The sequence below is a fragment of the Thermodesulfobacteriota bacterium genome (assembly GCA_039028315.1).
In the GTDB taxonomy this organism is placed as follows: Bacteria; Desulfobacterota_D; UBA1144; order Nemesobacterales; family UBA2774; genus CR02bin9.
Map to the genome: position 1 here is coordinate 1 of JBCCIH010000133.1, position 7003 is coordinate 7003.

A 7003-nucleotide genomic window follows, 5' to 3' on the forward strand; every position below is an offset into this window, starting at 1 on the left:
AGATTAATCTTTGTTGCTAATGAGATTACGAAAACTCTTAAAGAGAATAATCCTAAAATAAAAGTTGCACTTAACATGGGTTATGAGATTTTCTACAAACCAAAGAACGCTCTATCATGGTATGCACATAGTGAAGAGCTTGCTAAGAGTTTTGATTATGTAGCCATAATGGCATATCAAAACCAGATGATGAAAGAGCTAGGGATTGATTTAAATGAAGCAGGCGATCTTATAGCAGCCAACACTGATAACGCAACCAATGTCATGGGTAGTCCTGATAAAGTGCTCATGAAACTTCAAACCATGAACTGGGATAACAGGGAAAAACTTCCAAACAGAGAGATCAGGTACATTTACCAAAAGATCGAGTCTTCTTCAAAAGATGTAGGGATTGCTTTTGTTCCGTGGGAGAACAGGAGTTATAAGTTTATTAGACCCTAAAAGAGTTTTTTGCTGTCTAGATTAAGGGTTACAGGGCCCCAGTTTAATAGATAAACATCCATCATTGCTCTAAACTTTCCTGTCTCAACTTTAACCCCTCTATCTTTTATTTTCTGAACAAATAGCTCATACAGTTCTTCCGCCAGCTCCGGTGGAGCGGCGCTGTCGTACGAGGGCCTTCGGCCTTTTCTGCAGTCGCCATAAATTGTAAACTGTGATACCACGAGTATCTCTCCCCCAGTATCCAATACAGAGTCGTTCATCTTGCCTTCTTCGTTTTCAAATATGCGAAGATTTACAACCTTGTCCACCATATAATCGACATCGTACTGTTCGTCGTCTTTCCCAACGCCCAATAGTATGAGTAGACCCTCTCCTATTTGGCCTATCTCTTCGCCGTCAACTTCAACCCTGGCTGTTTTAACTCTTTGTAGAACTATTCGCATGTTTTTGAATAAATATAGTTGGATTAGAAAAACTAATTATAGACAATGCCCATGAGGAAGCAGGGTGAGCCCTACTCCCTCACGGTTTAATTTCTGATTAAAATACTATCCTTCTAAAATAAATGTGATTTTTATATGAGCTCTATACTCGGCTACCTGTCCATCTTCACCAATAGAAGCATTCATTTTAGTTACTTCAATTCCAGTAAGACCTCTTAGGGTCTGATTTGCTCTGTCTAGAGCATTTTGAACTGCATCGTCCCAAGACTTCTCTGATGAACCTATAATCTCTGTAATTCTAGCTACAGCCATTTTACTTACCTCCTAGAGTATAGTTTGCACTACTAATATAAATATAATCACATCAGCATAGTTTAAGTCAAGATAAAATCTCTTAAAATATCATATTTTATTACACAAAACCGAGATTCATGATATAATCAATGTCCTAATAAATCTAAAAAACAAACAAGAAGCATTATGAGTTGCTAGGAGGAATAAAATGCCGATAGATTTTGAGCTCACTGATGAACAGCAGATGTTCAAAGATACTATAAGAGACTTTGGAGAAAATGAGATTTCTCCACTGGTTGAAGATGCGGAAAATAATGAGAAGTTTCCCGTAGAAATCTTTCCAAAACTTGGCGAGATGGGATTTTTGGGAATCTCATTTCCAGAAGAATATGGCGGCGTAGATTTAGACAAGGTTACAGAGTGCATATTTGCTGAAGAAATGGGACGAATAAACGCAGGGATTGCAATGTGCGTAAATGCCCATACAAGTCTTTCGATGATCCCCATACTTAACTTTGGTAATGATGCTCAGAAAGAAAAATATCTCATCCCTGGTATTGAAGGTAAGATAATTGGAGCTTTGGGTCTCACAGAGCCTGATGCAGGATCAGATGCAAGAAGCATCAGGGCAACGGCAGTCAAAAAAGGTGACAAGTATATTATAAACGGCACTAAAACATGGATAACAAACGGAACAATGTGCGACTATGTGATTGTTGCTGCTTATACTGATAAAGAAAAGAAAGGGACTGGAATCAGCTTGTTTATTATTGATGCCGATGCTCCTGGGTTTACAGAGAAGAATAAGATACATAAACTAGGCCACAGATCAGCAGATACCGCGGAGCTTGTGTTTGAGAACTGCGAAGTTCCAGAAGAAAACCTTTTAGTTGGAGAAGGCGGTTTTAACGGCGCTATGGCGACCCTTTTAGGAGCGCGTATCACTCACGCTGCAAAATCAGTAGGGCTTGCTCAAGCTGCATTTGAGTTTTCGCTAAACTATTCAAAAGAGCGTGAGGCTTTTGGAAGAACAATTTCAAAGTTTCAGGCTATCAGTTTTAAGCTTGCACAGATGGCAACTAAGATTGAAACAGCAAGGCTTCTAGTATACAAAGCAGCTTGGTTATACAGTAATGATAAGAAAGCTCTTAAAGAAGCTTCAATGGCTAAGCTTTATGCAGCCGAGGTCGTGCAGGATGTATGCACTGAGGCAGTTCAGGTACTTGGCGGATACGGATACGGTGTTGAATTTCCAGTTGAAAGATATTACAGAGACGCCAAGCTAGCGTCCATAACCGAAGGAACATCAGAAATTCAGCATGTAGTTATTTCAAGAGAGCTGGGTATCTAAAACTCATAATATTATTTCCAATAAAAACTATAAAAGGATATAAAAAAACGGGGAAGCATCCAAAGATGCAACCCCGTATTTTTTTGTCTAATTTATAGATCCGATTATGACCATGGAGCTGACATATCTTCAGCTTCTGGGTCTCTAAATTTTAGCCACTTAGATGAATCATAGTGAGCTGGCGCATAGCATACGATAGCTGTTGTTGCTATGAGCTGTTCAGGTGTAGATTTTGTTAATTCAGCTCTTTTTTGAATAGTAGCAAAAATTGGATCTGGTATTGTTACTGTTACTTCTGCCATTTTTAGAACCTCCTAATTTTAAACTTGTTAGTCTGTCTCTTTGATACCTTTTTCTTTTCTGTAGTTGTCGAGAACTTCTCTCTTAACAGTAGGTGTTAATTTGAAGTCACCTTCTACTGCACCTTCTGCTGAAGCATCAACCTCATCTTGAGGTAACAATTCAAGCTTAGTATCACCAGCGTTAACTGGATCATCCAACATTGAAGGAGCAAATTTCCAGTTTGTAAGAGATTCTTTTCCAAGTCCGAATCTGATTGTGAGTTTGTTAATCTCTTCGAGTCTTCCAGGTAGTGGTCCTGGAGCTTGAATGAGTTTTAATTCTTTTAAGAGTTCAAGTGTAGCAGCGTCTCTTTCAAAAGGCTGTCCAACTTTACTCTTAAAAAACATGGTTTCAAAAGGAGGTCTTCCTCTTGTACCACCACCATCTAGGTTCTCTGATGGATAGCCAACAGTCATTAGCCAGCAGAACACATATGAAGGTCCAAGGTTAAATTTATCTTTAACATTTCTTCTAGCTCCTCCGCTAGCTCCGTTTAAGCATGTGCCTAAACCAAGTGAGCTTGCAACAAGGATTGCATTTTGAATTGCGTTACCTAGGTCAATGCAAGCGAGTCTATGAAGAATAATATCAGGAAGAATTGCTGGAAGCGGGAATAGTCTGTTAACCCTCTCATACTCCCAACCATGCGCAGCATCTAATCCGCCAGTTCTCATAAGATCGTGCAGCTGCTGTCCTTGCACGTCATAAGCTGACATTTCATAACACCAGAAAATAAGAATCGGAGCCATCTGTGTTGTAATCTGACTCCAGTCAGAGATAAACTCCCAAATCTCAGGGTCTTCGTCTCTATAAACTACAATAGCTCTTTGTCCATTGAAGTTACCTGCTGAAGGTGCAACTCTTGCAGCCTCTAGCATAGCCTGAATTTTCCATCTCTCAACAGGCTTATTTGGTTCATACCATCTAATAGATCTTCTCAAACCGATAGCCTCAAAAGTATCGAGCGGATTAACTTCGCTTGCTTGAGGAAGACCATCAACAATAAGTTCACTCATTTTAGCCTCCTAAATCAATAATTTTTTCTAACCAGACAATCAAGGATATTATTATTTTTAGACTAAAAAGTCAAGTAATTTCTGCAATTAAGATCCAATTTTATAAAATCACTTTTTACTGTGATTATGGAGTAAGATTTGTTTCTTTCCTGTTGCGTATTAAATGCCCCAAATCTGGCAAGCTTTTAAGCATCCGATATGGTCTCAAAACTCTTAAATTATTTGATAATTTAGGTCTTGAAATTGGCACATTGATTGCTATTTTAAACTTATATCCTTTTACAGGAGGTATATAAAAATGAAATTTGACAAATTGACAATTAAAGCGCAAGAAGCATTGGCAGAAGCACAGTCTCTAGCCCAGGAGGGTAACAACCAAGTTGTGGACATACCACATGTTTTGATAGCCCTATTGGCAGAGGATGGTATTCCGGCACAGGTTATAGGTAAAATCGGAGCTGCATTAGACGTTGTTAGAGGTCTTGCACAGGACGAAGTAAATAAACTTCCAAAGGTTCAGGGAGACAATGATCAGGTCTATCTAAGCAGAGAGCTAAGTAAGGCATTTAAAACTGCGGAGAAAGAAGCCAAGTCTCTAGGTGACGAATATCTAAGCACAGAGCACTTACTGCTTGGTATAGTGCAAGATTCTACAGGTGAGCTCAAAAACGAGCTTAAACGTCTTGGTATAACAAGAGACAGCATCCTAAAAGTACTAAAGGATGTGAGAGGTAATCAAAACGTTACCTCGCAGTCTCCAGAGGACACTATGCAGTCTCTTAAACAGTACGGAAAAGACTTCACAGAGCTTGCGCGGCAGGGAAAAATTGACCCTGTAATCGGTCGTGATGATGAGATCAGACGTGTCATACAAGTGCTCTCTAGAAGAACAAAGAACAATCCTGTTCTCATTGGAGAGCCTGGTGTAGGTAAGACCGCAATTGCAGAGGGGCTTGCTCAGAGAATTGTAAACGGCGATGTTCCAGAGGGGCTGTTAAACAAACAGCTCATTGCGCTTGATATCGGAGCGCTTGTAGCTGGAGCTAAGTATAGAGGACAGTTTGAAGAGCGTCTTAAAGCCGTTCTCAAAGAAGTTACAGACTCTGACGGACAGATAATTCTATTTATTGACGAGATCCACACGGTTGTGGGTGCTGGGGCTACTGAGGGCGCAATGGATGCGTCTAACATGCTAAAACCCGCACTTGCAAGAGGAGAGCTTCACTGTGTTGGTGCTACCACGCTTGATGAGTTTAGAAAATATATTGAAAAAGATGCCGCGCTAGAAAGGCGATTCCAGCAAGTGTTTGTTGATGAGCCATCAGTTGAGGAAACAATATCTATTTTGCGCGGTCTTAAAGAAAAGTACGAAGTCCATCACGGTGTTAAAATAAAAGATGAGGCTCTTATTGCAGCCGGAGTTCTTTCTAACCGCTATATCACAGGAAGGTTTTTGCCTGATAAGGCAGTTGATTTAATTGACGAAGCTGCAGCCAGGCTTAAGATGGAAATTGATTCCATGCCTACTGAGATTGATGAGATTGAAAGACGCATTATGCAGCTTGAGATAGAGCGTGAAGCGCTTAAGAAAGAAAAGGACTCTGGTTCTAAAGAAAAACTTGGCGGCATTGAAGAGACTATTGCAAATCTAAAAGAAGATTCGGACACACTTAAAGCGCATTGGTCTCGAGAGAAAGAACATATCTCTGAAATACGGACCGCTAAAGAAGAGATTGATCAGCTTAGATCTACTGCTGAGAAAGCCCAGCGTGAGGGCGATCTCTCAACAGCTTCAGAGCTTCTATACGGCAAGCTTCCTGATCTGGAAGAAAAAGTCGATGAGCTAAGTAAAGAGCTGGCTGAAATTCAGAAAGAAAAGAAGATGCTAAAAGAAGAAGTTGACTCAGATGACATTGCGGCAATTGTAGCCAAATGGACTGGAGTTCCGGTAACTAGATTATTAGAAGGTGAAGTTGAAAAGCTTATTCAGATGGAAGACAGACTCCACGTTAGAGTTATTGGACAAGACGATGCGATCACCGCAGTCTCAAACGCTCTTAGACGCTCGCGGGCAGGACTTTCTGATCCAAACCGTCCTATTGGTTCTTTCTTATTCTTAGGACCAACAGGAGTTGGTAAGACTGAGCTTGCTAGAGCCCTTGCAGAGTTTATGTTCGATGATGAGCACGCGATGGTCAGAATCGACATGAGTGAGTATATGGAAAAGCACACTGTGTCGCGTCTAGTCGGGGCACCTCCTGGATACGTCGGATACGATGAAGGCGGTCAACTATCTGAGGCTGTCAGACGCCGACCCTACTCTGTCATACTCTTTGACGAGATAGAAAAAGCTCATACCGATGTCTTTAATGTGCTTCTTCAGATTTTAGATGACGGACGTCTGACTGATGGTCAGGGACGGACAGTTGATTTTAAGAATACGATCATAATTATGACCTCAAATCTTGGCTCAGAGTACATTCAGGAGTATGTAGAAAGACCTGAGACTATGGCTGAGAGAGTTATGGAGGTCGTAAAGGGCTCATTTAGGCCTGAATTCTTAAATAGAATCGATGAAACGATCATATTTACCCCTCTAGGGCTCGATGATATTAAGAAAATCGTCGATATTCAGATCAATCATCTTGCTCACAGGCTAGAGGAGCGCGGCGTGAGCCTAGAATTAACCGATTCTGCTAAGCAAACAGTCGCAGAGAGCGGATATGACCCTGTTTATGGAGCGCGTCCACTTAAACGGACAATTCAGAAGCTTATTCAGGACCCGCTTGCAACAGATCTTCTACAAGGCGAGTTTAATGAGGGAGATCACGTAGTGGTCGACACTGATAAAGATAACAAGTTATTCTTGGCAAAAGAAGTTAAAACCAAGAAGAAAAAAGCAGCAAACGAATAATCACCGAAAAGACGCTTGTTTAGAGATAAACGGCGTCTTTTTTTTAATATTTACAACATTTTAAGAAATACACTTTATATTTAATATCAAGTGTATAAAGGGTCCGCTCTTACACTTCATATATTACTTTACACCTTGATTATAATACACTGCATTTATTGATATCTTATAAATATACTTAGTGATCTCAATGACTTTG

The 7003-nt window shown here is 40.4% G+C and carries 7 protein-coding genes; 3 read left to right on the forward strand and 4 right to left on the reverse strand.

Annotation, left to right across the window (positions count from 1 at the left end; all coding sequences use genetic code 11):
* On the forward strand, positions 1–441 hold a 441-nt coding region (locus AAF462_08625), incomplete at its 5' end, for a poly-beta-1,6-N-acetyl-D-glucosamine N-deacetylase PgaB (protein MEM7009182.1).
* Here the strand turns inward: AAF462_08625 and dtd are convergent.
* Both dtd and AAF462_08635 read right to left on the reverse strand, forming a co-directional pair.
* Complete coding sequence (gene dtd, locus AAF462_08630; protein MEM7009183.1) at positions 438–887, reverse strand: D-aminoacyl-tRNA deacylase; 450 nt, start codon at positions 885–887, stop codon at positions 438–440. The two genes, AAF462_08625 and dtd, sit on opposite strands and share 4 nt — an antisense overlap.
* Before the next feature lie 105 nt (positions 888–992).
* Positions 993–1199 (reverse strand): dodecin family protein, encoded by a 207-nt coding sequence (locus tag AAF462_08635; protein MEM7009184.1) that lies wholly within the window; start codon positions 1197–1199, stop codon positions 993–995.
* Positions 1200–1395: 196 nt separating this feature from the next.
* On the opposite strand from AAF462_08635, the gene AAF462_08640 reads away from it, so the two are divergent.
* Entirely contained in the window at positions 1396–2532 is a 1137-nt protein-coding gene (locus tag AAF462_08640) for an acyl-CoA dehydrogenase family protein (protein ID MEM7009185.1), read from the forward strand.
* A 104-nt stretch (positions 2533–2636) separates the two neighbouring features.
* Here AAF462_08640 and AAF462_08645 read toward each other — a convergent pair whose 3' ends face one another.
* Together AAF462_08645 and AAF462_08650 are read right to left on the reverse strand one after the other, a co-directional pair.
* Positions 2637–2834 (reverse strand): hypothetical protein, encoded by a 198-nt coding sequence (locus AAF462_08645; protein ID MEM7009186.1) that lies wholly within the window; start codon positions 2832–2834, stop codon positions 2637–2639.
* Between the two features lie 27 nt (positions 2835–2861).
* Complete coding sequence (locus tag AAF462_08650) at positions 2862–3890, reverse strand: nitroreductase family protein (protein MEM7009187.1); 1029 nt, start codon at positions 3888–3890, stop codon at positions 2862–2864.
* 298 nt (positions 3891–4188) lie between these two features.
* Between AAF462_08650 and clpB the strand changes: the two genes are divergently transcribed.
* Positions 4189–6804, forward strand: coding sequence for an ATP-dependent chaperone ClpB (clpB, locus tag AAF462_08655; protein MEM7009188.1), 2616 nt, complete (start codon positions 4189–4191; stop codon positions 6802–6804).
* Positions 6805–7003: the final 199 nt, after the last annotated feature.